The organism is Capnocytophaga genosp. AHN8471 (assembly GCF_016806945.1).
Classification (GTDB): Bacteria; Bacteroidota; Bacteroidia; order Flavobacteriales; family Flavobacteriaceae; genus Capnocytophaga; species Capnocytophaga periodontitidis.
This window is the reverse complement of sequence record NZ_JAESPJ010000016.1, coordinates 179,563-201,753: the sequence shown is the minus strand read 5'-3', so window position 1 is coordinate 201,753 and position 22,191 is coordinate 179,563. Positions and strand designations below refer to the sequence as shown.

Below are 22,191 nucleotides of genomic sequence, written 5' to 3'. Positions count from 1 at the left end.
TTAATTTGTTAAAGGAAGCTAGATATTCTTCGCAATCTAAGTCTGTTTTAAAGCGTTCAGTAAACTCTAAGAGGCTTTGTCCCTTAAGTAATTCCATAATACATTAATTTTCAGAGTGCAAATATATGAAATTATTTTGACACCTTAATTTGTTTATTTTTAAAAATTGGAGGCAAATGTACAATATTCAATACAACACCTCACTATATCTTTTTGATATTTAATATGTTGTTTGTTTTTGAGCGATACTTTCGTAGTGAATGAAAATGCGATAGGTACCTACCTTCATTATTTTATTGTTACTGTCATCTTTTTGAGTAACTGTTAGCACATAAACCAAATTCTTAATACCTTGAGATGTGAGTTCCCCTGAAATTAGAGTTATATCGTTATTCTTTACACCTTCTGTATTAGCAGCGTGGCTTAGGAAAACGGTGAACTTGTTACCGCTACCTGAAATGATAGCACCAGAGCCTGTAGCTGTGTCAAACACACCAAATTTCAGTACTTTGTAATTCGATTTCACCTTTACTCCTTGTTGATCATAAAACTTATATTTATAATCGGCAGCTGGTTGTCCTTTGGTAAAGTAATGATCGTCGGGGTCACTGGTGTAAAGGAATTTGAGGTTGTCGAGCAAATAGATACCCTCGATATTAGGCGGATTAGTTCCTTCGTGAATGGTCATTCCGTTAGCAACCATTTCGGTAAGAGTTTTGTCGGGCAAAATGGCTTTAGCTTCCTTAGGAATGTTGAAGTTTGTAACTTCGATACCATTTTTATCCTTGTCCTTTTTGCTGTCGTTATCATCAGATTTAGAACATCCGATAATGGTAAACAGGGCAAATACGCCTGTACAAAGTGTGTGAATTATTTTTTTCATTTTTATTATTTATTTTTAGGTTTCAGGGGTTAGGGCATAGAGACTTTGCCAAAGTGTAGCGAGGCTACTCGTGATTCGTCATTCGTAACTCGTCATTTACTAATTACCTAACAGACTCTTGTAGTTGTTGCAATCTCTGTTCTTCTCTATCTTTTTGAATACCTTTGGAAATCATAAGGGCGAGAATTCCTATTAAAAAGAAAGTAATAGCACTAGCAATAGCAGAAAAGGTATATCTCTTCCTGATCACAGGGTCTTTATCAGTAAAGGCTCTATAGGTAGCATATAAAGGAATACTTAAAATAAGAATTGCATAGAAAAATCCTGCTATCACTAATAAGAAAATTCCTATAGCAGAGAGTGCATTATATAAAAGCAATGAATATCTAAAAAATCGCATAATAATTAGATTTTAGGTTTCAGGGATTAGTGTAATTATAGACTTTGACAAAGTGTAGTGATACTACTCATTTGCTAATTTTCATATTTGTTAATTAGCTAATTCGCTTACGCATTTCGTTGAGTTTCATCAGTGCCTCTACGGGGGTGAGGGTGTTGATGTCGAGACTGAGTAAATCGTCTTTTAGGGCTTCTAAGAGTGGATCGTTCATATCAAAGAAGCTCAATTGCATTTCTTTTTGGGCGTTTTTAACCACTTCGGAAGTAGGAATTACATTATGACTCTCTTCGAGCTTTTTAAGCATTTTATTCGCCTTCTGAATCACATATTGGGGCATCCCTGCCATCTTCGCTACGTGTATCCCAAAACTGTGCGCTGAACCACCCTCGGTGAGTTTGCGCAAGAAAAGCACGCTGTCTTTGGTTTCTTTTACCGATACATTGTAATTCTTGATGCGCTCGAACTGCTCACTCATCTCGTTGAGTTCGTGATAGTGGGTCGCAAAAAGGGTTTTGGCTTTGCTGGGGTGTTCGTGCAAATATTCGGCGATTGCCCACGCTATGGAAATACCGTCGTAAGTGCTAGTACCACGTCCGATTTCGTCCAAGAGCACCAAACTTCTATCGGAAATGTTGTTCAAAATAAGGGCTGCTTCGTTCATCTCGACCATAAAAGTAGATTCGCCCATAGAGATATTGTCGCTTGCTCCTACGCGAGTGAATATCTTATCGACTATACCTAATTGAGCAGTAGCAGCAGGCACAAAACTGCCTATTTGCGCCAAGAGGACTATCAGGGCAGTTTGCCGCAGGATAGCCGATTTACCCGACATATTAGGTCCGGTAATCATTATGATTTGCTGGCGTTCACGGTCTAAATACACATCGTTGGCGATGTAGGGCGTACCTACGGGCAATTGCTTTTCAATCACAGGGTGACGACCATCCTTAATGTCAATGGCGTACCCCTCGTTCATCTCGGGGCGGTGATAGTTGTTTTCCATCGCCAAAGTAGCAAAACCACAGAGGCAATCCAGCTGACCGATAAGGGTAGCGTTCGTTTGTACCTGACCAATATACTCACTGATAAAAGCAATCAGTTCGGCGTATAGCGATTGCTCTAACTGAGCGATTTTTTCTTCAGCACCTAATATTTTAGCTTCGTATTCTTTGAGTTCTCCGGTGATATAACGCTCGGCATTCACAAGGGTTTGCTTGCGTATCCAATCAGGCGGGACTTTATCTTTATGAGTGTTGCGCACTTCGATATAGTAGCCAAACACGTTGTTGTTATCTATTTTCAGAGAAGGAATACCTGTGCGCTGGCTTTCGCGCAAGAGCAAATCGTCTAAATAACTTTTGCCCGAATGCGAGAGTCCGCGTAGTTCGTCCAATTCTGCCGAAAAACCTTTGGCGATAGCATTGCCTTTGGCGATGTTCACAGGGGCATCTTCACTAAGTGTTTCGGCGATGCGTGCGCTAAGCTGTTCACAACTGTGGAGCTTGTCGCCCAAAAGGGTAAGCGATTCATTGGCAGAAGCCAAACACAACTGTTTTATCAGGGGGATATGTTCCAAGGAAGCGCGCAATTGCACTACCTCTCGCGGATTGATTTTCAGGGTAGCGACCTTAGAAATCAGTCGTTCGATGTCACCCATACGACTGAGGGCAGTTTTCACCTGCTCTAATACATCGATGTGTTTCAAAAAGTAATCGACCACCTCGTGACGCTGACGGATTTTGTCTAACTTTTTCAGCGGTAACGCCAACCAGCGTTTGAGGGTACGACTGCCCATAGGCGATAGCGTTTTATCAATCACATCGAGCAAACTCACCGAGGGGGTGGTATTGCCCGCATAGAGTTCCAAATTGCGAATGGTGAACTTGTCGAGCCATACATAAGCCTCTTCAGCGATGCGCTGAATGGCAGTAATGTGTTGCAGTTGATGGTGTTGGGTTTCGGATAAGTAATAGAGAATAGCCCCTGCGGTAAGAATCGCTTCGGTGAGTTCGTCTACGCCAAAGCCTTTGAGAGAGTTGGTTTGGAAGTGTTTGGTGAGTACCTGCTGGGCGTAATCGTCTTTAAAGACCCAATCTTCCAAGTAGAAACAGTGAAAGTCGTCGCCAAAATGCTCGGCGAATTCCTTTTTTTGGTGTTTAGCAACGAGCAGTTCGCTGGGGCGGAAGTTCTGTAAGAGCTTATCGATATAAGTTTTATCGCCTTGCGCTACCAAGAACTCACCCGTAGAAACATCGAGGAATGCAGCACCGCAACTTTGTTTACCCAACCATACTGAGGCTAAGAAGTTGTTGCTCTTGCTTTGCAATATATCGTCGTTGAGGGCAACTCCTGGGGTAACGAGTTCGGTAACGCCTCGTTTTACGATGCCTTTCACGAGTTTAGGGTCTTCCAACTGGTCGCATATTGCCACGCGGTAGCCCGCTTTTACGAGCTTGGGGAGATAGGTATTGATTGAATGGTAAGGAAAACCCGCCAATTCACTGCGCTCGGTACCGTTGTTGCGATTGGTGAGCACAATGTCGAGGGTATGAGCGGCTTTTACGGCATCTTCACCGAAGGTTTCGTAGAAATCGCCTACCCTAAACAGCAGTAAAGCATCAGGATATTTGCTTTTTATCTGATTGTACTGCTTCATTAAGGGGGTTTCTTTTGCCATATATTTTAGTGAAAAGTTTTGAAAGGGCAAAGGTACGTATTATTTGATAATTATCAAATTGATGACATAAAAAAACAAGGTGTTTGTGACACCTTGTTTTTTTATAAAACCTAAACAATTCTTATTTTTTGGTTTCAATCACTTTCCAAATACCTGCAGCGCAACAAGCACCAATAAATGGACCTACAATGAAAATCCAAAGATGTTCTAAAGCAGAGCCACCAGCATAGAGAGCTGGAGCAATACTACGCGCAGGATTCACTGAAGTTCCTGTATAACGAATACAAGCCAAGTGGATAAGTACTAAACCTAAACCAATAGCTAAGCCAGCAAATTTGTTGGTTTCACCATTTTCTTTTGATGTTGCTCCTAAAACGATGAGCACAAACACGCAAGTGAAAATAATCTCTGCCAACAGACCGCCTAAAACAGTTACATTTGCATCCTGCAAATCATTAGCACCAGTGCCTGTTAAACCTGCATTAGAGGTCAAAACAAACAAAAGCGTTGAACCAATTAGCGCTCCAATAACCTGTGAGATCATATACCCCACAGCATCCTTGCCATTCATTCTTCCTGAAAGGAATACTCCCAACGTAATGGCTGGATTGATATGGCATCCTGAAACGCCTCCTATGGTATAAGCCATTGCTACAACCGATAAACCAAAAGCTAACGCTGTACCAATTACTGTTGAAGGATCAGCATTTGTGCAACCTAAGCTCACAGCTACACCACATCCCATTAAAACGAGCACCATAGTGCCAAACATTTCTGCTAAATACTTTTTCATATTTTTTTTTTAATTAAACGTATTTATTATTTAATGACAAAGGTATAAAAAATACATAGAAAAACAATTTTTCTTATCAAAAAAGTCTTACTATTAGAATTTGCTTTGTCCAAAAAGTTTTTTCACTATCCATCGCAACCCTATATATAACGTGAGTTCGTCGTAAGTAATTATTTAACAATCAGTAAAATATTTTTAATTTCCCACGAATTACACGAATTTTCACGAAATTGGGAGTGTATAAAAGTTTTTATTTTTTTATTATCTCACGAATTTTCACCTGACGGTGAATTATTTTGTGAATATATTATGTTACAAAGCTGTAAATCAATGTTCTGTTATATTGAACTGACGTTATATATAGGGCAGTAATGGGCGAGAATATCCAAGCGAGTATAGTGCGAATATGTATTTTTTCGTCCATCTTATCAAAAAAGCGACTAAACAATATACCAATGAAAAGCAGCGGAAGCAACAAAACATATAGCATATCCTTTATGTGAGAGGAGCGTTTCTTCAACTGAAAATAAGTAAATTAGAGGTTTTATTTTTTGTAGAGATGTTCACTCAATTCTTCTGTAGAAATAAAGAAATGTCCGTAACCTTTTTCCTTTCAGCCAATATTAAAGCTTTATGACCAGAGGGGTTTATAAGAGCACTCATAAAAATGTTACTGTCGGCAATGATAATCATATCATATTAAATATTAAAGTGTTCATCCCAACGTTTAGCTATATTGTGATTTATCTTCTTAGAGATTGTCATCACAAACGCGTAATCCTCAGGGGTCATTTCTTCTTCTTTAGCAGCTTCTACTATTTCCTCAGGGGTCATTTTTAATATTTTAGAAGCGTCCAACACTTCCTGAGAGTACTTAGGTTCTTTTTGCTTTGTAACTTTTACAAAATCAAGTGTTTTAAGATATCTCACAAGGTGTAGTGCTTGTGGATTGTTATCGGTAATGGTAACTGTATAAGGCATAATATTTTCTATTTTTGGCAAAGATACAAGATAATTAGCATATAAGCAAATAAAAACTATCCAAAAAGTTCTATTTATAGGGGCGTTTTGCAAAACGCCCCTATATCATAACATAATTCAAAAATAACTGATTACTTGTCCATTCGCACAATGCGTGGCTGGAAAGTACCGATGATATCTACTAAATCGCTTTGGGAAGCCATTACGGTTTCTATGTTTTTATACGCCATAGGAGCTTCTTCGGCATTGCCTCCGATGAGGGTGATATCTTTGGCTTTGAGAGCTTTTTTAATATCGGAGTTGGTAAAGCGGTTCTTGCTCTCATTGCGCGAGAAAGCGCGCCCTGCACCGTGTGAAGCCGAACTAAAACTCTGGGCATTGCCTTTGCCCCGCACGATATAACCGGCATCGGTCATCGAGGCGGGAATAATACCTAATACCCCTTCCTCTGCTGGGGTCGCTCCTTTGCGGTGTACTACTACTTCTTTGCCATCGTGAATTTCTTTCCACGCAAAATTGTGGTGGTTCTCGATGCGCGCTCTTAATCGACCGCCCACAGCGCGAATGAGTCGGCGGTGGATATCGTCGTGGCAGGCAGAAGCGTAATCACCAGCGAGGTTCATAGCCGTCCAATACTCTAACCCTAAGTGGGTCGAGAGGTCGAGCCACGCAAACTGTTGGGCTTCTTTGGGTAGCGGACATTGTTCGGCTGCTACGCGTACGTAATACTGAGCGATTTCAGCACCAAAACCACGCGACCCGCTATGCGAAAGTATACCGAGATATTTTCCTTTGGGCAAACCTATCTGTGGGTCGTCTGCCAAGAGTTCTACCTCGCCAAACTCCACAAAGTGATTGCCACTGCCCGAAGTACCCATCTGCTTGATTGCCTTATCTTTCAATCGTTTGAGGATAGGGATAAGCGAAAAAGTATCGCGGTCGAAAATCTCGTGTTCTATGTGCGATTTGTGGGTTTCGTACATCCCGAACTTCGTATGCTCGGCAAGGGCTTTCTCGTACTTATCGCGCGCGCCCGAAAGGTAGGATACAGGGATATCCAAGATACTGAGGCACATACGACAACCAATGTCCAAGCCTACGCCATAAGGAATCACGGCATTCTCTACCGCTAATACGCCCCCTATAGGCAATCCATAGCCACTATGGGCATCAGGCATTAGGGCTCCGCCTACCGAAATAGGGAGCTTGAGAGCGGTGTAGAGTTGCGTTTTTGCCTCTTCGGTGATGTCGTCGCCAAAGATGTGATAAGGGGCACGGGTAGCGTTGAGCTGTCGTTTTTCGGTTTTGGTAGACGAAAGCAACGCTTCGGCTATCTGACCAAAAGTAAGATGTCCTTCGTACTGCGCTGGATTTTTTAAAATATCTTCGAGTACGGATTTTACATACGCCAAGTTTTTAGTAGCGTAATTGCGCTTCATCACTTCTAACGCTACATTGATAGATTGATTATTCGGGAAGCCTAACTTGAGGAGGTCTTTCCCTTTGAGTTTTAAATTTGCCATAATAATTTGTCAATTGATAATACCCTCTACATATTTTTTCCATTGCTCTGGGTTATGTACCTTTTGCAGCAATTGTTTTACATAAGGGCGAATTTGTTGGAGGGATTTCTCGCCTGCTTCTTCTGAAATCTCTTCTTTAGTAGATTGATAACACAATAGTACCCAAAGCAGTTGTTCTGCGGTTCCTTCATAACCGTGCAAACGATGAGTAAAATAACCTTCGGTTTTTCCTGCTTCATACAGTTGTATCAAAGCCCTAAAACCTTCATCTATTCCCCACGCACAAAGCAATTTAGCAGCAGAAAGCTCAATAAAAACATCTTCGTGGGTAAGTAGTTCCTTAAGACCGTCAATGCGCTCTTGTGAAATATCCTCTAGTTCGAGTTCTTCAGGAAAGGTAGTATAAGTAACTCCTTGAGGAATACTATTTAAAAGTTCTTGTATTTGTTCTTCCATAGTAATGAATAGGGTTATTAGTATTTTCTTGAGAAACTTGGAGAAACTTGGAATATCTCCGAGTTGTGAGACGTACTCATTGACAAATTAGCAAATCGGCAAATTACCTGATTGTCCTTAATGAAATAGCTCTTATCTTCTGTGGGGCAATAGTAGAGCAGGAGCTTTTCACCTTCTTCCAAAAGAAAGGTAATCTCACTATTTCCGGCTACTTCTTCGGCAAAAATAGCGCTAATGTGTTTGCCTTTGAGTTGCCAAACCTCCGTAAGGTCATCAAAGCGATAGTCATCATCGTCCTCATCTATTTCATACTCATTCCAACATTGACAGAAAGCAAAGCCCAATTCTAAATAGAATTCAAAAATAGGCTGTCCTTCCGCTTTTAGATAAACTAAACAGATATTTTCATCATCAGGATTTACACATACCTTGAGTTGCTCTATGGGCAAACCATTGAGTATGGTAAGGTTGAAATGGGTGTCTTGGTACGTTCTTCCTGTCATAAAGTTTGTTTTTTTGAGAGATGCTGATATCTCGGAGAAACTCAGAATAACTTGGAGGGTTGCTGAAATTCTTTTCAACTTTGGTAAAGGTCGTAGCACGACAAGCATTTGCTAATTGACAAATTCCCTAATTTCCCTCTTGGCAGCGGCACGTTCTTTCTTATAGCTTTTTTCTACATAAGTGCTTTTGAAATCGGTACCTTTGAAAGTGCGTACAGGATTGCCACGTTGCACTTGGGTGTGATTGCTCCAATGACTCTGTGCTTGCTCGGCGAGTTGCTGAAACCCTATTTCAGCGAGTTTTTCTTTAAGGCGGGTAAGGGCGAGTTTCTTATTGTCCAGCTGCGAACGCGAATCCTGTGCCAATACGCTGATACCCGTAGGCAGGTGGGTGGCGCGCACTGCCGAATTTACCTTGTTCACATTCTGTCCGCCATTGCCTTGCGAGCGAGTGGTTTGGAACTGTACATCGCGCTCTGAGAAAGTCTGGCGTTGGAGTTGGTCGAGTTCAAAAACGCCTATATACCAGTTGCTGCGCTGGTGAAACTTGCGAAAAGTGCTCTTGCCTATCCAGCAAACGGTGCCGAGCCAACTTTTCAAAAACGATGCTAATTCCTTGCCTTTGAGTTGCAGGGTAACCGATTTTACAGTGAGATTAGCATCACCTTCCTCTCGGCTGAGAATAGTATAGTCAATACCCGCTTGAGTAGCTTCTTGCAGGAAAGTCTTGAGTACTTTGGCTACTACCCATTGGCATTCTAAAGGACCGCGACCTGCGGTGATTTGTATGATTTTTTCTTGCATTTTTTCTAAGAATCCTCTCCCCGTTCCCACATACCCAGCTGTGAGCCCTCGCTGGCTTCTCCGAAAGAGAGGGGGCAATCCGCAAAGAGGCACGAATTTTAAGTTTATAAATTTTGTATTTTTTAGTTTGTCCCTTTAGGAAATCAGATGGGGCAGACTGGTCGGATTGGGATTAAAGATTGACCTCCAAAAGGATATCAGCGATTTCCATTGCTGAGGTGTGATACTTAAGGGCTGCGATTTCTTTCAGCGGGGTGCGCTTGTACTTTTCCTTAGGCGTATAGCGCTTTTGGAATTGATTCCACGAATAACTGCCTCCATAGATTTTGCTATGGATAATCCCCCAGTTCTTATGGTCATTTATGATCTTATCAAGCTCGGCGAGTTCTCGCTCTATGGCTACATCTACCGGACGGTAGTGGGTGATCATATTAGGCTTTACGCGCAGTTCAAAACGCCACGCCTCGGTAAACTCGTAATAGGTTTCAAAACGGTCTTTTTGGCGATTGAAACACTCTATCCTCGCAAAATAGGCGCGTTCCTTTTCAGTGAACTTTCCCCTTTCAAGGGCTCTTTGCCATTCCCATTGATTAAAAGCGTACAATTCCTGCTTACGAGCTACATAGACACGCTTGCCACGGCGCTTTTTCTTCTTCTGAAACTTACGCGTATCGGCATATTGATAGGTGTTGATTTTCTCTAAGAGCGTAGCGAAAAAGTCGGCTTGCTTGCCTTGTCGCACATCTTTCCTGAGTACAAAGAAACGCACATAGCCCTTTTGGTAAGGTTTTTCGAGTGGTACCAGAGGCAGGTTTCGTTTCTGCTTTTCTAATTCAGGATGGCGATCACAGCATTTGCGCAGATATTTCTCGTAATCGGTTCGAGCAATGCGCTTGCGAGAACGCAAAGAGCGAAGGCGAGAGACACCTTCGGGGGTAATATATAGATTTCCCATTTTTCAATTAACAATTGACAATTAATAATTAACAAATTAATCAGCCCCCGAACCCCCGAAGGGGGACAATCCTCAAATAAGGATATTTTCAAAAGGCAAATTGTTCTAACTTACAATTTAATTGCTTCGGGAAAATGTGATAGGAAGGTGTCCTAAAAGTTTTAACTGTGAGGAAAAACAAAAAGCCCGAAGCGGGTGCTTCGGGCTCTTCTATATATTATACTATTATTCTAATCAAGCGGATACGCCACGAAGCGTTACCTTGTGCAAAGGTAATACAGATGCGATATGTAACTTGATATAGGTCATTTCTTCGTGCGTATTTTTTGTATTTAGTTAAACGATAATTCTTAAAATCGGGGGCAAAGGTACAACAATTTTTTGAATATGCAAGAAAAAATATGTATTTTTGCACTATGAATGAAAAAATAGCCATACAAGGTACCCAAGGTTCGTTCCATTATCAGGCAGCTGAAGCCTATTTTGGTAAGGATATAGACGTTATAGAATGTCGCAATTTTGATATAGTGGTGAAAAAACTCTTAAATGGGGAAGCCCAATGGGGGGTAATGGCGATTGAAAACAGCATTGCAGGGGCTATACTGCCTAACTATGCGCTTATCGACCGCAACAACTTGCACATCACGGGCGAGTACTATATGAATATTCAGCACCACCTAATGGCTCTTGGCAATCAAACTTTAGCCGATATTACCGAAGTGCGCTCACACTATATGGCACTATTGCAGTGCAAAGATTTTTTTGAGCAATATCCTCATATCCGTTTGGTAGAAGCTACTAACACAGCTCAAGCAGCTAAAGAAATTCACGAGCAGCAGCTGAAAGGTGTCGCTGCAATTGCCTCAACCTCGGCATCGGAACTTTACCACTTGCCGATATTAGCTGAAAGTATCCAAACTATTAAGCGCAACGCTACCCGCTTTGTGGTGCTCTCTACTACTGACAACCATCTGCCAAAAGAAGAAATTGATAAAGCAACCCTAAAATTCCAAGTATACGACAAGAGCGGAAGTCTCGCCACTGTGCTGAACGTGTTGCGCGACCACGATATAAATATGACCAAAATACAATCGTTGCCAGTGATAGAAACGCCTTGGAAATACGCTTTTTTCGTGGATGTAGGGTTTGAACATTACGCCCAATTTGAGCAAGCTATGCAACTTTTGGAGATAATGACAGAGGAGCTGAAGGTTTTAGGAAAATTTATATCAGGTAAGAGGTAAGAAGATTAATGCCTAAATCTCTTGGCGAAGCGGTTGATATTCATTTCGTGGGGGATTTCTATTTCTTCAAAAGCGGCGGCGTAGAGCATTTGGGCGCAGTAAGGAGCATTGAGCACGCCTCGGGTGCCTAAACCGTTGAACACCCACAGATGAGAGTGCTGAGGATGTTGCCCTAAAAGGGGTCGCCTATCGGCTACTGTAGGGCGAATCGCCGCTTGATGACTTAGCACTTCATAAGGAACACTCGTCATTTTGTGGAGTTTTTCTAAAAGTTCGGCACGGGCAGCTTCGGTAATTACTTCAGTTAAATCTTCGGGGTCGTAAGTAGCCCCAAGTATATATTTATCATCCCCTAACGGAATCAATACTCCATCACTTTTGTAGATGTGTTGCAACTGCAAATGAGGAGCGCTGATAGTGAGGGTCTCCCCTTTGCACGGACGCATAGGCAATTTGCTGAAATACGGATTTTTGGCAATACCGCAGCCTTCACAGAAAATGATATTTCGGGCAGTAACTCCACAATAAACCACGTGTGTATCGTATACTTCTAAATCGTCGTACACAAAAGTCTTCTCGTAGCACAACCCTTCTGTTTGCCAACGTTTTATACTTTCGTTTAAATAGTGTTGTACCTCCAATCTCCCCGTGTGGAGCACTTCGCCTAAGCCAAAGGGTGCTGGTAGCGCCTCATTGAGAGCGGGCAATATCACAGGACTCAAATAAGGAGCGAGCAGCGGATTATCGGAAGCTGTAAACCAATTGTTTTGTTCTTCTACAGAAGCGAATTTGCGCACTACGTGTATAGGAACGCGGAATTGACATTGCATTTTAGCCTCAATTTCGTCGTAAAAACGGTTGGCACCATTCATTATATTCTCAGAACGCCAAACGGGGGTAAATCGCTTTAAAACGACGGGATTATAAACTCCTCCCGCGATGAGGCTCGCCACTTGAGAGTGGTCGGAGAGGAGGCAAAAGGTTTTGCCATTTTTTTCGAGGGTATGGGCAAAACTTACGCCTGCAAGTCCTGCGCCTATGATGATAAAGTCGTACATTTTATTCAGGTAAGAGATAAGAGGTTGTGTGATAATTATCTCACTAGTATATCTGTTAATAAGTTTTCTTGTGAGTATTCTTCTGTTTGATAATTGTTTTCATCAGATTTATAGACTTTAGCCACACGGGCAAATACAGATAAATACAATAATTTTATTTTGATTTCTCTTTCTTTTTTAAAACAATAGTATCAATTCCTATACAAGGCTTTAGACCTCCTAACCTCTCTATATTTATATAATACGCAATAGAATCAGTAATGTAATGGTCTTTTTGAAAAAAAACATATTGGAAAAACTTATATTCCTCTGTTTCTATTTTAAAATATCCATTGCGATTAGAGTAGGTCATTATCTCATTCTTGAAATTTACTACTTTCACACTATCAATAGGATTTCCTTCTGTATCTACTACCCAACCTTCTTTAATGACAATTCTTTCATCAACAGTATTTTGACAGTTGTTGCAACCTATTGTAATGAATAATACAGATAAATAGAATAATATTATTTTCACTTTTCCTCTCTTTTTAAAACAATAGTATCACATCCTGAGCAAGATTTCCAGCCTCCTTCCCATTCAAAATAAAGATAATATAAAATAGAATCAGTAATGTAACAGTCTTTTTGAAAAAAAACTTTTTGGTGAAGCTTATATTTTTCTGATTCTATTTTAAAATACCCTTTGCTATCGGAGTAGGTCATTATCTCATTCTTGAAATTTACCACTTTCACACTATCAATAGGATTTCCTTCTGTATCTACTACCCAACCTTCTCTACTGATGATTCTCTCATCAACAGTATTTTGACAGTTGCTGCAACCTATTGTAATGAATAATGTAGATAAATACAATAATATTATTTTCACTTCTCCTCTCTTTTTAAAACAATAGTATCAAGCCCCGAATAAGGTAACCACCCACCACGCCAATCGGAATGACCATAATATTTAATAGAATCAGTAATGTAACAGTCTTTTTGAAAAAAAACATCTTGGAAAAACTTATATTCTTCTGTTTCTATTTTAAAATACCCTTTGCAATCAGAGTAGGTCATTATCTCATTCTTGAAATTTACCACTTTCACACTATCAATAGGATTTCCTTCTGTATCTACTACCCAACCTTCTCTACTGATGATTCTCTCATCAACAGTATTTTGACAGTTGTTGCAACCTATTGTAATGCATAATACAGATAAATACAATAATATTATTTTCATTTTTCTATTTTCATTTTAGTAAACCATAACAGTCCTTTTAGATCTTTTTCTGAAAGGATTACTCTATCGTAATAATCAGAGGGTCTATACATATCACTTGAATATTTCATTAAATCTATCTCTCCAATTATAGGATAAGGAGTATTTTCAAGAGGAACTTGTGTAACAAGAGTAGAAGTGTCTTTGTGTTTATAAGAATACCACATATCTCCATATTCTTCTAACAGTTTATGTCCTATCTCGTGCGCAGCTGTTTCTTGAAAATCTACAATTGCTTCCGATTCGTTAATATACTTCCAATTATTATCATCTGGCTGGATATATCCTACTTTATAGTATAATTCCCTTGATAGAAACCAATTACGAGAACGATTGAGATTGCTATCTTTCTTATTTGTAAAGAAAATTATTTTAGGGGCAATCATTCCTTTTTCATCGTAAATTGCTTCTACAAAAACCTGATAAGTTTCGCTGTTTACTTTTATGTTTTTACCTATGTTAAGAGAATGGCGCGACCAGTATTTTTCTATACCTTTTAGTGCTAAATCTCTTAAGTTTTCAAAACTACGTGTACGAGATGTTATAGGAGGATGTCCCCATTTTTTTAAAATTGTAGCAGGGACATCTCTTGGAGGATCTATTTCAATATTTGTATAAGTTCCAAATGAGCTAGTTTGCTGTATTCGAAAACCTTTTAGCCCCTCTGCTCCTCCATCTCTTAAATTTACTCTTAAAGTGACATAAATTTCTTTTTTAGGGCGATTTATTTTCACATCTACCCAATTTACTTCACTATAGGATATTTTGAAGTACTGAGTTTCTGAATAAATATGATTTTTTCGTTTAACAGATATTTTGTAGTTTAGTTTCTTAGCTTTAGTAAGTCTTGCAGTATCTAAAATGCCATTTTTATCAAATCCATCCCAAGACCAAAAATGTTGCCCTTTAGAAACTTCACTTGGAGAAGTTATTACTTTTTTGTAGATTTCTTCTTCTCCGTCTCGTATTTGCAAAGTTACTTCCTGAGCATTATCTGACAATGTATAAGATAAACTTATATATTTATTTTCGAACTTATTATCAAATGATTTTATTCCTAATGGTACGAATGTAGAGCACATAATAATTTAATTTTACTATTCTATATTAATACTTACACTAAAAGAATCTTCTTCTTGTTGTTTTTTCTTTTGTCTTTCAATTTCCCCAGTAAGGTAACCTCCGAAACGTATATCAGTATAGTATATTTCGTTGGTAATAAGAGTTAATGCAGGTATCCTTAAATGGTTTACTGTGCCCCATTGGTGATCAAAATCACTATTAAACTGTACTCCTGTAGAATAAATAATCTCGTGTTGTTCTACTACACGTTTCCAAACTATATCGTATAATACTATTTTTACCCGCTGAGGTTCTTCACTTTTATTGAGTACCCAGCGGTAAAAAAATTCATCACCTTTTTCAGGGTAAAAGGATACATTGAATACCATTTCCTTTAAAAAAGAGGGGTGACCATCTCTCCCTAAACTCTTATTTGCTTGGAAGTTATAACTTAGGAGGGTTCTTTCTCCCCCGTCGAAGTACAATTTGGCTATTACTGACATCTCTTTTGATTAATTACTATATTTATTAAATAATGGGACAAAGATAAATAAACCAAAATTAAAACGCAACAAAAACGAAGATTTTTTTTAGGAATTGGAAGTAGTGTCACGTACAGAAATTGGTTTACAGTTATTTTGTTAGTTTATAGTTAAACAAAAATAAATAGACTTGTTTTTAGAGCAATTGATTATCAGATTTATAGACTTTTCCAAAGGTGCGAGCCGCACGGGCAGGGGTGTAGCAATACAAATTTTGCAAATCAATTATGATAGACTATAATTCTCAAATTTTCTTGATTACCAAAGCTGAGTTTGTACCGCCAAAGCCAAAAGAGTTGCTCAAAAAGGCATTGATGGGGCGTTCTACAGTTTCGGCGATGATATTCAGCTTAGCAGAAGCTTCATCGGGAGTTTCAAAATTGATATTAGGGGCTATAAAGCTGTTTTGCATCATCAGTACGGAATATATCACTTCGCTGGCTCCTGCCATCCAGCACTCGTGTCCGGTCATTGATTTGGTGGAACTCACAGGGATATGGCTGCCAAAAATCTCGTGTATAGCCTTTGCTTCATTGGCATCGCCTATGGGGGTGGAAGTGGCGTGCGCATTGATATAGTCGATTTCACCCGCTTGCATTCCTGCATTTTTGAGGGCGCGTGCCATCGCACGGGCAGGTCCTTCTACATTGGGGGTAGAGATATGTCCGCCATTAGACGAAAAGCCATAGCCTACGACCTCAGCGATAGGGGTTGCCCCGCGTCTCATTGCCGATTCGTAACTTTCTAACACTAAAGTAGCCGCGCCACCACTGGGCACTAAGCCGTCTCTACCGGCATCGAAGGGACGAGAAGCCAAAGTGGGTTCGTCCTCACGCATTGAGAAGACCCCAAGACCATCGAAACTGCCCATACTATACTTGTTGATTTCCTGAGCTCCGCCACATATTACGCAGTCTTGCATACCGCTTTGTATCAGCAAGTAGCCTAAACCTACTGAGTGTGAGCCACTGGCACAAGCGGCACTGATGCTCATATTTACCCCTCGCAATTGGAAGAGAGTTGAGAGGTTCATCGTTACAGTGGAGTTCATCGTGCGGAACACCGCTCCAGAGCCAACCAGTGTGGTGTCTTTCTTTTCTCTTATCTTGTCGTTAGTAAGAATCACCGACTCGGCTACACTGTCGTTGCCATAGAGGATGCCCACTTCGTTTTGTTGTAAGAAATCGCTATCGATACCTGCATTTTTAAGTGCTTCGAGGGTTGCCATATAGGCAAATTCGCTTTCTTGTCCCATAGAAATACGCTCGCGGCGACCCAAGAGACCTTTGAGGGCAGGATTTTCTACAAAGCCTGTGAGGGCAGAGCGATAGCCATATTCTTTGCGTTCGGGCAAGAAAACAATACCCGATTTACCTTGGTATAACGAATCACGCACTTCGCCCAGTGAAGTGCCTATGCAGGAATAAATACCCATTCCGGTGATAACTACTCTCATAAATTCAATTAGTAAATTAGAAAATTAGCAGATTAGCAAATGTAGGGGCAAAGGTAATAAATATTTACGAATGACGAGTTACGAATGACGAAATTAGGCGTTAGAAAATGTATAGGGGCGTTTGCAGCACATACCCAGCTATCACTGGCTTTCTTACACAACATACTCTAAAAGTAATTGATTATCAGATTTATAGACTTTGTCAAAGTTTTGGGACTTTGACAAAGTTTATGATGCAAAAGCAATTTTTAGACTTTTCGGACAGCCTCTGTAGCAATTCTTTAATCGCCCGTGCGGCTCGCACCTTTGGCAAAGTGTAGCGACGCAAATCGACAAATTGGCGAATCAACAAATTGGCAAATTATCTCATCACTTCCTTAACGTCTTTTCTTTTGGAGTATGCGACGGGTTTGGCATAGCCGATACGCAAAAGAATTTGAGGATAGACATTGTTTTCAGTGAGTTTTTCGCGTAGAGAAGTATTTACTTCGGGTACTTCACATGGCTGATTGAGGTAGGCGTGAGCGATGCCTGCTTGGGTGAGCAAGAGCAAAAAGCGTTCGAGGGTGCGACCGGTGGCTATCCACGTGGGGATATCGTTTGTAGCGGTAGTGATGAGCACCATATCCGAAGAGGATTGAATCTTTTTCAGGTCGGTTTTGTTTTGGGTTTTTGCTTTGAGGCTTCCTTTTACGATAGGCTCTGTAACCCAACGGGGTAAGTTAGGCGCCCCGAGTACCGCATAACTGAGTCCGTCGTGAGTGCTTTCAGAATGTTTTTTGTTGAAGCGAATCCACGAAAGCAGTTCTTTTTTAAAAGCAGGATCGGACATCTGAGCGGTATTGCCTTGCAAGACGGCATCAGTGAGTTTCTCGAAGAGCGGAGTGCCATTGGCAAAAGTAAAGATACCCGTTGCTCCTGTTTGCGCTACAAGACTTTGCAATAGCGCAGGGTCGATGTGCTTGTTGTCGTACACCGAGCGGTTGGTTTGTCGTTTTTCAATCACACTCGCCAAAGGGTCAGGGGCAACAGCTTCTGATTTTTGTAAGTCAATGGTGATGACCCCCTCGGGAGTGAGGGTTACATTAGTTTGGTACTGTAGCTCAGAGGCTTTGATACAGAGGTTTTCGAGCGCACAACCCAAGCTGATGAAGAGTTCGCGATGCTGACCATCGACGGCGGGGAGGGCTTTCTCGAAGTTGGGTTTGATAACGATACTGTGGTCGGAGGTTTCAAACCACCAAGGCTGAGAGTTATGACCTGAAGGTGCTTGTGTAGCAGCCTTGATAAGGGTCAAAAAATCGGGATTTTGGGCGGAAGCTTTAAGTGTAGCAAGCGCCATCATAAACGTGATAGGTAACATTTTTAAGTTCATTTTAGTTTGTATTTGTTTTACGTTGCAAAGGAACGGCGAAAAAACGCTAAAAAAATGAACTTGGGTTAAGAAATGCTTTTGGCAGTATAAGAATAAAACCATAACTTTGCGGAAAAAATAATCCATTATACCAAAATGAAAGCAGAAGAAATAAAAGCTCTTTTTAAGAAAATTGAGGAAGCCGCCCAAGAAGTAGAAGGCATAGAATGCTGGATTGCCAGAGAGTTACAAACCCTATTGGGATACTCTCAGTGGCGTAATTTTGAACTTATTATTCAAAAAGCAAAGGTTTCCTGCAGTAGTGTAGGCGAAAATATAGCCTATCATTTTGCTGACGTCAGCAAAACGATCCCTATGCCTAAAGGTGCTGAAAAACAGATAAATGACCTCCTTTTAACACGCTAAAGAAATAAGTAATGAACATCATAGAACTTATTAACCTTATCAAGCCTCGTCCTGAATTATTTATTGGCGAACACGATATATTCTGCTTAGAAGCTTTCCTAAATGGTTGGTATTATCGCAATCAAGAAGAAGAGGTAAAAGCAAATATACTCTATAAAGACTTTTACTATTGGTTACGCAAGAAATATCATCTTAGGGATAGTAGAGGCTGGGCAAATATACTTTTCTATAAGTTCAAAACCAAAGAAAAGGCTTTAGATGCTTTCTTTGAACTATTTGACACCTTCTACCAAGAACATATCTCCAGAGACTTTTTTGGCAAAGTGAAATGGCTTATCATCACATTAGAAGATGAAAACTATAATAATTTGGCTCATTTGCTGAAAGAGGATTTAAAGTACACTACCTTAGGAACAGAGCTTTGTATGAAATTACGGTTTCGCTTGACTACAATCCTACAGGAAAAAGACACATATCCAAGAGTTCATTTCTCTCTTGTGGAAGAATTATTAAAAGAACTCAATGAGAAAGTAACCTTTTAGAAAATTCTTTTTCTAATCCTACTCAGTGCTTGGGGGGTGATGCCAATATAAGAAGCTATATATTTCAGGGGGATATTCTGGATGAGTTTAGGGTCTTTTTCCAATAGATTGCGGTAAATCTCTTCGGGTGATTGCAATAAGAATTGCGCCTCACGTTGCATCTTCTCAATCAGCAGATGTTCTAAAATATCAGCTTTTATTTGTAAGTATTCTTGTTTTTCAATGAGGTGTTCCAAGTGTTCACGCCCTATTTTATAGGCAGTAACCTCTTTGAGTGCTTGAATAGAGAAGAGTGAAGGTTCACGCTTTACAAACGAGGCATACGACATAAAAAACTGCTCGGCAAAGAGGATATCTACGGTAGTTTCCTTGTCGATTGTGGGGTTGTAATAAAAGAAGCGCACGATGCCCTCGCTGAGGTAATAGAGCGAGTGCTCCACATCGCCTGCACGGGTGATGAGGGCATCTTTATCGAAATGTACTTCGGTAAAATACTGACTGAGGAAATCGAGGTTTAGGGTCATTGTATATCTTCTGTTTTTTCTTCTTTTATAAACCACATTTGGCAGGTATTGCCCGTAGCAAAAGTAGTGGGTCGTGCAAAATGTAAGTTGTGTAGATCTGTTTTAATGCCTTTTATCCAACCGCAGTCTACTTGGCATATAATTCTTTGCAAAAAAGTATGTTCAAGGGCTTTTAGTACTTCGTGAAACAAGCACTTTTTAATTTGCAATACATAACCGTAATTATTATCTATAAGGCGTTCAAAGCCAAAACTCTTGCCAAAATAATACGCTTCTCGTGCTTTTGATATCTCCACAATCGCCTTAAAAGGGCGCTCCGAAGCTGTTAAGAAAGCCTCAGTGTTCTGCTCCATAAAAGGGGCTATAGGCTCATTGATAGCAAGACACACATATTTGAAAGCCTCTTTCTCTTCCTTGCCTATCTTCACAAAAGCTTCATAGAAAGCTACTACCAAAACCGCAAATTGCACATTCCCTTCATCCAACTCATTCTCGATAAGATGAGATACTTTTTGTAATGAGTGCTTAAAATAATCTTCAAAAGCGTTTGAAAAGTCTTCAAACAACGCTTCATCTATCCATTGTTGGGCTTTTATATAAGCAAAAGCCTCTTTCTTTATCCACTGATAGCTGTCCAGCGGGCTAAAACTGTATTGTTCTTCTTGGTTCATTTTACATTTGTTTTATAAATGCAAAATTACGCACTGCAATACACTAAAAAGTTGCTATTTGGCAACTTCCTCTCTTTACTTATAAGATTTTAGTCTGCTGATAGAGTATTTAGTCATCCCGAGCATTGTGGCAAGGTCTTTTTGTTTCACTTTTTGTATAAAGGCGGGAAAGCTGAATAAGGCTTCATATCGCTCTTTAGCCGATTGCCTTTGGAAGAGTTCAATAGTTTCCATCAGCCGTAGTATTGTTTGTTGCTCATTTTGTATGAAGAACTGTTGCCACTGATAATTATTTTGGAGTAGTTTGTCCATTTGTTGCTTATGTATTTTCAGCACTTCAGTCTCTTCAATAGCTGTAATAGCATAACGAGAAGGCAAAGAATTTGTATAACTAAATTGCTCTGTAAAGAAGTAATCTTCAAAAGCTATCCAACTGGTGTATTCCTCGCCATTATCATCGTAAAAAAATATCCTAAGAGCCCCTTTGTTTACAAAGTAATAATGTTCACACACTTGTCCGAAGTCCAACAACAAAGTATCTTTAGTAAGAACTTCTTTTTGGAAAGCCTCGCCAAGGAGTTTTTCCTCTATTTTTAGTTTAGGAATCGTTTTTTGTATGTATGCAATAAGTTTTTCCAAATCTTCTGTAATTCAGCAATAATGTGTGAGGCAAAAGTAGTATTATTTTTCTAAATACCAAGATACATAATGAAAAAAGGACTGCCCTAATAAGACAGTCCTTTTGTAATTTGTAATTCGTAATTCGTCATTAAAATTTGTAGCTTAAACCTAATCCTAACAATTCACGGATTTGGAAAGCGCGTGCAGCATCGTCGTCGTAGATGGCTTGGAAAGTAAAGTTAGCTGATAAGTATTTATTTACTTTCATCACTACGTTAGCAGTGTAATCCAAATCTATGTTTTGTGGTTTATCTAAATAGTTGCTGTACAAGCTGAGGATGTTCTCGATAGATACATTTTCCCATACATTAACTTTAGCATAGCCGTTCAAGTAGAAACCGAGTTCGTAACGGATGTTTTTATCGTCTTCCACACCGTAGAAGTTATGAGTGTAGTGAGCTCCTGTAGGTGAAGTAAACTCCTTGCGTGCAGTAGTAATTTTAGAAGTTGCAGGCGCAATGTTCACTTTTAGGTTGTCACTCTTTTTCCACAACATACCAGGACCAAATTGCAAGTAACCTGGGGAGAGCAATTTGTTGATAAGGGTGCGGTTTTGGCTATCTACATACTTGTAACCATCGGTCATTTGAGTTTTGAAGTTCAAGAAGAATGAGTAGTACCATTGAGGGTTGTTCAATTGGTAACCAAGTACAGAGTTTACTTCAAAACGGTCGGTGGTTTTTTTAGTATATTCATCGCCATCTACTTTGGTGAGACCATAGTCGATGAAGATATTGTTATCCCAAGCCCATTTGTCTTTTTTGTAGTTGAAAGCATAGCTAACAGCGAGGTTAGCAGCAACGTTGTTAGAACCACCACCAGTCCAATCGTGGTTGAAAGCAGCTTGTGAGAACAACAATGAAGCGCTACCACCTTTTGTCCAACGAGGAGCAGGAGCTTCTTCGGTAGGGGCAGCTGTAGGATCTTGAGCTACACCGCCATTAGTTTCGTCTTCCTGAGCGAAAGTAGCTACTGAAGACAGTAATAGAGCTGAAAATAAAAGTTTTTTCATAAGTGATTTATTAAATTTAGTTTACAAAAGTCCTAATTCGAGTTTTGCGACCTCGCTCATCATATCTTGATTCCAAGGGGGGTCGAAGGTAATTTCTACAAGTGTTTCGTGTACTTCGTCAATGCTTTGCACCTTTTCTTTCACTTCCATAGGGAGAGATTCGGCGACGGGACAATTAGGTGATGTAAGGGTCATTAGTATTTTTACATCGCGGTCTTCGTTCACGAAAACGTCGTAGATAAGTCCGAGTTCGTAGATATCTACAGGGATTTCGGGGTCGTATATAGTTTTGAGTACCTCAACGATTTTTTCGCCGAGTACTTCGGTGTTTATGATTTCGTCCATCTTTTTTTAGTTAAGAGATAAGAGGTAAGACTTCTAA

Annotated in this window: 26 protein-coding genes; 3 read left to right on the top strand and 23 right to left on the bottom strand. The window is 40.0% G+C overall.

Translation table 11 applies throughout. The features are described 5' to 3' along the window. Positions 1–220: 220 nt before the first annotated feature. The 10 genes from JMN12_RS07640 to JMN12_RS07595 form a co-directional block, all read right to left on the bottom strand. On the bottom strand, positions 221–883 hold the full coding sequence (locus JMN12_RS07640; RefSeq protein ID WP_203138376.1) for a hypothetical protein: 663 nt from the start codon (positions 881–883) through the stop codon (positions 221–223). A gap of 103 nt (positions 884–986) precedes the next feature. After that, positions 987–1,283 carry a preprotein translocase subunit SecG gene (locus JMN12_RS07635; RefSeq protein ID WP_088593263.1) on the bottom strand — a complete coding sequence of 99 codons (297 nt, stop codon included), beginning with the start codon at positions 1,281–1,283 and terminating at the stop codon, positions 987–989. Positions 1,284–1,377: 94 nt separating this feature from the next. Then, positions 1,378–3,960: a DNA mismatch repair protein MutS gene (gene mutS, locus JMN12_RS07630; RefSeq protein WP_203081008.1), complete on the bottom strand. Its 2,583-nt coding sequence runs from the start codon at positions 3,958–3,960 to the stop codon at positions 1,378–1,380. A 121-nt stretch (positions 3,961–4,081) separates the two neighbouring features. After that, positions 4,082–4,753 carry an MIP/aquaporin family protein gene (locus JMN12_RS07625; protein WP_088593261.1) on the bottom strand — a complete coding sequence of 224 codons (672 nt, stop codon included), beginning with the start codon at positions 4,751–4,753 and terminating at the stop codon, positions 4,082–4,084. Positions 4,754–5,452: 699 nt separating this feature from the next. Then, positions 5,453–5,734: a hypothetical protein gene (locus tag JMN12_RS07620; protein WP_034555482.1), complete on the bottom strand. Its 282-nt coding sequence runs from the start codon at positions 5,732–5,734 to the stop codon at positions 5,453–5,455. Positions 5,735–5,865: 131 nt separating this feature from the next. Then, positions 5,866–7,257, bottom strand: coding sequence for an RtcB family protein (locus JMN12_RS07615; RefSeq protein WP_203081009.1), 1,392 nt, complete (start codon positions 7,255–7,257; stop codon positions 5,866–5,868). A 9-nt stretch (positions 7,258–7,266) separates the two neighbouring features. Beyond that, on the bottom strand, positions 7,267–7,713 hold the full coding sequence (locus JMN12_RS07610; RefSeq protein ID WP_203081010.1) for a hypothetical protein: 447 nt from the start codon (positions 7,711–7,713) through the stop codon (positions 7,267–7,269). Positions 7,714–7,730: 17 nt separating this feature from the next. Further along, on the bottom strand, positions 7,731–8,216 hold the full coding sequence (locus JMN12_RS07605; RefSeq protein ID WP_203138372.1) for a hypothetical protein: 486 nt from the start codon (positions 8,214–8,216) through the stop codon (positions 7,731–7,733). 111 nt (positions 8,217–8,327) lie between these two features. Next, on the bottom strand, positions 8,328–9,020 hold the full coding sequence (gene prfH, locus JMN12_RS07600; RefSeq protein WP_203081012.1) for a peptide chain release factor H: 693 nt from the start codon (positions 9,018–9,020) through the stop codon (positions 8,328–8,330). Between the two features lie 172 nt (positions 9,021–9,192). Further along, a complete protein-coding gene (locus JMN12_RS07595; protein ID WP_203138370.1) occupies positions 9,193–9,975 on the bottom strand; it encodes a hypothetical protein in 783 nt (260 codons plus the stop codon). A gap of 416 nt (positions 9,976–10,391) precedes the next feature. Here JMN12_RS07595 and JMN12_RS07590 point away from each other — a divergent pair, with 416 nt between their 5' ends. Further along, the gene (locus JMN12_RS07590) at positions 10,392–11,219 is read left to right on the top strand and encodes a prephenate dehydratase (protein WP_203138368.1); all 828 of its coding nucleotides are present in this window, start codon (positions 10,392–10,394) and stop codon (positions 11,217–11,219) included. 5 nt (positions 11,220–11,224) lie between these two features. Here the strand turns inward: JMN12_RS07590 and JMN12_RS07585 are convergent, their stop codons facing one another. The 8 genes from JMN12_RS07585 to JMN12_RS07550 all read right to left on the bottom strand — a co-directional run bounded on the left by JMN12_RS07585 (position 11,225) and on the right by JMN12_RS07550 (position 17,974). Beyond that, the gene (locus JMN12_RS07585; protein WP_203138366.1) at positions 11,225–12,277 is read right to left on the bottom strand and encodes an NAD(P)/FAD-dependent oxidoreductase; all 1,053 of its coding nucleotides are present in this window, start codon (positions 12,275–12,277) and stop codon (positions 11,225–11,227) included. Between the two features lie 154 nt (positions 12,278–12,431). Then, positions 12,432–12,794, bottom strand: a complete 363-nt coding sequence (locus JMN12_RS07580) for a hypothetical protein (protein WP_203081016.1) — start codon at positions 12,792–12,794, stop codon at positions 12,432–12,434. Beyond that, positions 12,791–13,147 (bottom strand): hypothetical protein, encoded by a 357-nt coding sequence (locus JMN12_RS07575; protein WP_203081017.1) that lies wholly within the window; start codon positions 13,145–13,147, stop codon positions 12,791–12,793. The genes JMN12_RS07580 and JMN12_RS07575 overlap by 4 nt, the downstream gene beginning before the upstream one ends. Continuing rightward, on the bottom strand, positions 13,144–13,500 hold the full coding sequence (locus JMN12_RS07570) for a hypothetical protein (protein ID WP_203081018.1): 357 nt from the start codon (positions 13,498–13,500) through the stop codon (positions 13,144–13,146). Before JMN12_RS07570 ends, JMN12_RS07575 begins: the two co-directional genes overlap by 4 nt. Beyond that, a complete protein-coding gene (locus JMN12_RS07565) occupies positions 13,497–14,621 on the bottom strand; it encodes a FlgD immunoglobulin-like domain containing protein (RefSeq protein ID WP_203081019.1) in 1,125 nt (374 codons plus the stop codon). The genes JMN12_RS07570 and JMN12_RS07565 overlap by 4 nt, the downstream gene beginning before the upstream one ends. 15 nt (positions 14,622–14,636) lie before the next feature. Beyond that, complete coding sequence (locus tag JMN12_RS07560; RefSeq protein WP_203081020.1) at positions 14,637–15,104, bottom strand: hypothetical protein; 468 nt, start codon at positions 15,102–15,104, stop codon at positions 14,637–14,639. Positions 15,105–15,387: 283 nt separating this feature from the next. Further along, on the bottom strand, positions 15,388–16,599 hold the full coding sequence (locus tag JMN12_RS07555; protein ID WP_203138362.1) for a beta-ketoacyl-[acyl-carrier-protein] synthase family protein: 1,212 nt from the start codon (positions 16,597–16,599) through the stop codon (positions 15,388–15,390). A 361-nt stretch (positions 16,600–16,960) separates the two neighbouring features. Continuing rightward, positions 16,961–17,974, bottom strand: a complete 1,014-nt coding sequence (locus tag JMN12_RS07550) for an Acg family FMN-binding oxidoreductase (RefSeq protein WP_203081022.1) — start codon at positions 17,972–17,974, stop codon at positions 16,961–16,963. A 135-nt stretch (positions 17,975–18,109) separates the two neighbouring features. Between JMN12_RS07550 and JMN12_RS07545 the strand changes: the two genes are divergently transcribed. Further along, complete coding sequence (locus JMN12_RS07545; RefSeq protein ID WP_203138361.1) at positions 18,110–18,379, top strand: hypothetical protein; 270 nt, start codon at positions 18,110–18,112, stop codon at positions 18,377–18,379. 11 nt (positions 18,380–18,390) lie between these two features. After that, positions 18,391–18,921 carry a hypothetical protein gene (locus JMN12_RS07540; protein WP_203138360.1) on the top strand — a complete coding sequence of 177 codons (531 nt, stop codon included), beginning with the start codon at positions 18,391–18,393 and terminating at the stop codon, positions 18,919–18,921. Here the strand turns inward: JMN12_RS07540 and JMN12_RS07535 are convergent. The 5 genes from JMN12_RS07535 to JMN12_RS07515 form a co-directional block, all read right to left on the bottom strand. Then, positions 18,918–19,445: a Crp/Fnr family transcriptional regulator gene (locus JMN12_RS07535; protein WP_203081024.1), complete on the bottom strand. Its 528-nt coding sequence runs from the start codon at positions 19,443–19,445 to the stop codon at positions 18,918–18,920. The two genes, JMN12_RS07540 and JMN12_RS07535, sit on opposite strands and share 4 nt — an antisense overlap. After that, on the bottom strand, positions 19,442–20,116 hold the full coding sequence (locus JMN12_RS07530) for an L-2-amino-thiazoline-4-carboxylic acid hydrolase (RefSeq protein ID WP_203081025.1): 675 nt from the start codon (positions 20,114–20,116) through the stop codon (positions 19,442–19,444). Before JMN12_RS07530 ends, JMN12_RS07535 begins: the two co-directional genes overlap by 4 nt. Before the next feature lie 75 nt (positions 20,117–20,191). Next, entirely contained in the window at positions 20,192–20,755 is a 564-nt protein-coding gene (locus tag JMN12_RS07525) for a Crp/Fnr family transcriptional regulator (protein ID WP_203081026.1), read from the bottom strand. A gap of 130 nt (positions 20,756–20,885) precedes the next feature. Further along, positions 20,886–21,809 carry a DUF3078 domain-containing protein gene (locus tag JMN12_RS07520; RefSeq protein WP_009413043.1) on the bottom strand — a complete coding sequence of 308 codons (924 nt, stop codon included), beginning with the start codon at positions 21,807–21,809 and terminating at the stop codon, positions 20,886–20,888. A 21-nt stretch (positions 21,810–21,830) separates the two neighbouring features. Continuing rightward, positions 21,831–22,154, bottom strand: coding sequence for an iron-sulfur cluster assembly protein (locus tag JMN12_RS07515; protein ID WP_009413044.1), 324 nt, complete (start codon positions 22,152–22,154; stop codon positions 21,831–21,833). Positions 22,155–22,191: the final 37 nt, after the last annotated feature.

What these genes read in the sequence shown, in the direction of transcription:
- JMN12_RS07640 (WP_203138376.1), bottom strand. Translation starts at nt 883, where the DNA reads ATGAAAAAAATAATTCACACACTTTGTACAGGCGTATTTGCCCTGTTT.
- JMN12_RS07635 (WP_088593263.1), bottom strand. Translation starts at nt 1,283, where the DNA reads ATGCGATTTTTTAGATATTCATTGCTTTTATATAATGCACTCTCTGCT.
- mutS (WP_203081008.1), bottom strand. Translation starts at nt 3,960, where the DNA reads ATGGCAAAAGAAACCCCCTTAATGAAGCAGTACAATCAGATAAAAAGC.
- JMN12_RS07625 (WP_088593261.1), bottom strand. Translation starts at nt 4,753, where the DNA reads ATGAAAAAGTATTTAGCAGAAATGTTTGGCACTATGGTGCTCGTTTTA.
- JMN12_RS07620 (WP_034555482.1), bottom strand. Translation starts at nt 5,734, where the DNA reads ATGCCTTATACAGTTACCATTACCGATAACAATCCACAAGCACTACAC.
- JMN12_RS07615 (WP_203081009.1), bottom strand. Translation starts at nt 7,257, where the DNA reads ATGGCAAATTTAAAACTCAAAGGGAAAGACCTCCTCAAGTTAGGCTTC.
- JMN12_RS07610 (WP_203081010.1), bottom strand. Translation starts at nt 7,713, where the DNA reads ATGGAAGAACAAATACAAGAACTTTTAAATAGTATTCCTCAAGGAGTT.
- JMN12_RS07605 (WP_203138372.1), bottom strand. Translation starts at nt 8,216, where the DNA reads ATGACAGGAAGAACGTACCAAGACACCCATTTCAACCTTACCATACTC.
- prfH (WP_203081012.1), bottom strand. Translation starts at nt 9,020, where the DNA reads ATGCAAGAAAAAATCATACAAATCACCGCAGGTCGCGGTCCTTTAGAA.
- JMN12_RS07595 (WP_203138370.1), bottom strand. Translation starts at nt 9,975, where the DNA reads ATGGGAAATCTATATATTACCCCCGAAGGTGTCTCTCGCCTTCGCTCT.
- JMN12_RS07590 (WP_203138368.1), top strand. Translation starts at nt 10,392, where the DNA reads ATGAATGAAAAAATAGCCATACAAGGTACCCAAGGTTCGTTCCATTAT.
- JMN12_RS07585 (WP_203138366.1), bottom strand. Translation starts at nt 12,277, where the DNA reads ATGTACGACTTTATCATCATAGGCGCAGGACTTGCAGGCGTAAGTTTT.
- JMN12_RS07570 (WP_203081018.1), bottom strand. Translation starts at nt 13,500, where the DNA reads ATGAAAATAATATTATTGTATTTATCTGTATTATGCATTACAATAGGT.
- JMN12_RS07565 (WP_203081019.1), bottom strand. Translation starts at nt 14,621, where the DNA reads ATGTGCTCTACATTCGTACCATTAGGAATAAAATCATTTGATAATAAG.
- JMN12_RS07560 (WP_203081020.1), bottom strand. Translation starts at nt 15,104, where the DNA reads ATGTCAGTAATAGCCAAATTGTACTTCGACGGGGGAGAAAGAACCCTC.
- JMN12_RS07555 (WP_203138362.1), bottom strand. Translation starts at nt 16,599, where the DNA reads ATGAGAGTAGTTATCACCGGAATGGGTATTTATTCCTGCATAGGCACT.
- JMN12_RS07550 (WP_203081022.1), bottom strand. Translation starts at nt 17,974, where the DNA reads ATGAACTTAAAAATGTTACCTATCACGTTTATGATGGCGCTTGCTACA.
- JMN12_RS07545 (WP_203138361.1), top strand. Translation starts at nt 18,110, where the DNA reads ATGAAAGCAGAAGAAATAAAAGCTCTTTTTAAGAAAATTGAGGAAGCC.
- JMN12_RS07540 (WP_203138360.1), top strand. Translation starts at nt 18,391, where the DNA reads ATGAACATCATAGAACTTATTAACCTTATCAAGCCTCGTCCTGAATTA.
- JMN12_RS07535 (WP_203081024.1), bottom strand. Translation starts at nt 19,445, where the DNA reads ATGACCCTAAACCTCGATTTCCTCAGTCAGTATTTTACCGAAGTACAT.
- JMN12_RS07530 (WP_203081025.1), bottom strand. Translation starts at nt 20,116, where the DNA reads ATGAACCAAGAAGAACAATACAGTTTTAGCCCGCTGGACAGCTATCAG.
- JMN12_RS07520 (WP_009413043.1), bottom strand. Translation starts at nt 21,809, where the DNA reads ATGAAAAAACTTTTATTTTCAGCTCTATTACTGTCTTCAGTAGCTACT.
- JMN12_RS07515 (WP_009413044.1), bottom strand. Translation starts at nt 22,154, where the DNA reads ATGGACGAAATCATAAACACCGAAGTACTCGGCGAAAAAATCGTTGAG.